Here is a 1006-nt window from a genome sequence, read left to right as displayed (position 1 = left end):
CGGGTGCTGCGGTGTGGGGTTTGGGTCGGGTGGTGGGTTTGGAGTTGCCGTTGCGGTGGGGTGGTTTGGTGGATTTGCCGGGGTTGTTGGGTGGTGGTGGTGTGTGGGGGTTGTTGTGTGGGGTGTTGTCGTCGTCTGGTGGTGAGGATCAGGTGGCGTTGCGGGGTTCGGGGGTGTTTGTGCGGCGGTTGGTGCGTGCGGGTTCGCCTGTGCGTGCTGGTGGTCGTGGTGGTTCGGGTGGTTTTGGGTTGTCGGGGACGGTGTTGGTGACGGGTGGTACGGGTGCGTTGGGTGTGCGGGTGGCGTTGTGGGCGGCGGGTGTGGGTGCGGAGCATGTGGTGTTGGTGAGTCGTAGTGGTGGTGGTGCGTCGGGTGTGGGGGATGTGGTGGGGCGGTTGGAGGGGTTGGGTGTGCGGGTGTCGGTGGTGGCGTGTGATGTGGCGGATCGTGGTGCGGTGGCGGGGTTGTTGGGGGATTTGGTGGCGCGGGGTGAGCGGTTGCGGGCGGTGGTGCATGCGGCGGGTGTGGCGCAGTTGTCGGGGTTGGGTGAGGTGGGTGTGGGTGAGTTGGAGGAGGTGTTGCGGGCGAAGGTTGGTGGTGCGGTGGTGTTGGATGAGTTGACTGCGGGTTTGGATTTGGATGCGTTTGTGGTGTTTTCGTCGATTGCGGGGGTGTGGGGTTCGGCGGGGCAGGTGGGGTATGCGGCGGCGAATGCGTTTGTGGATGGGTTGGTGGTGTCGCGGCGGGCTCGTGGGTTGGTGGGGTCGTCGGTGGCGTGGGGGCCGTGGGCTGAGGCGGGTATGGCGGTGGGGGTGGCGGGTGAGCAGTTGAGTCGGCGTGGTTTGCCGGGGATGGATCCGGAGTTGGCGGTGGTGGGGTTGGAGGGTGTGTTGGTGGGTGGTGAGTGTCAGGTGGTGGTGGCGGATGTGCGGTGGGATCGGTTTGTGTCGTCGTTTACGGCGTTGCGTCCGTCCCGGTTGTTCACCGAAATCCCCGAAGCACAGGC

The 1006-nt window shown here is 65.8% G+C and carries 1 protein-coding gene; it reads left to right on the top strand.

All coding sequences use genetic code 11. The features are described 5' to 3' along the window. Positions 1 to 29: 29 nt before the first annotated feature. Positions 30 to 1006, top strand: a 977-nt coding sequence (locus tag ACGFIR_RS31615; protein ID WP_393008891.1) for a beta-ketoacyl reductase, incomplete at its 3' end; no start/stop codon positions are given.

This window comes from Micromonospora sp. NPDC049051, assembly GCF_043197575.1.
Classification (GTDB): Bacteria; Actinomycetota; Actinomycetes; order Mycobacteriales; family Micromonosporaceae; genus Micromonospora.
The sequence above is the reverse complement of the archived record's forward strand: the minus strand, read 5'-3'. Positions and strand labels throughout refer to the sequence as shown.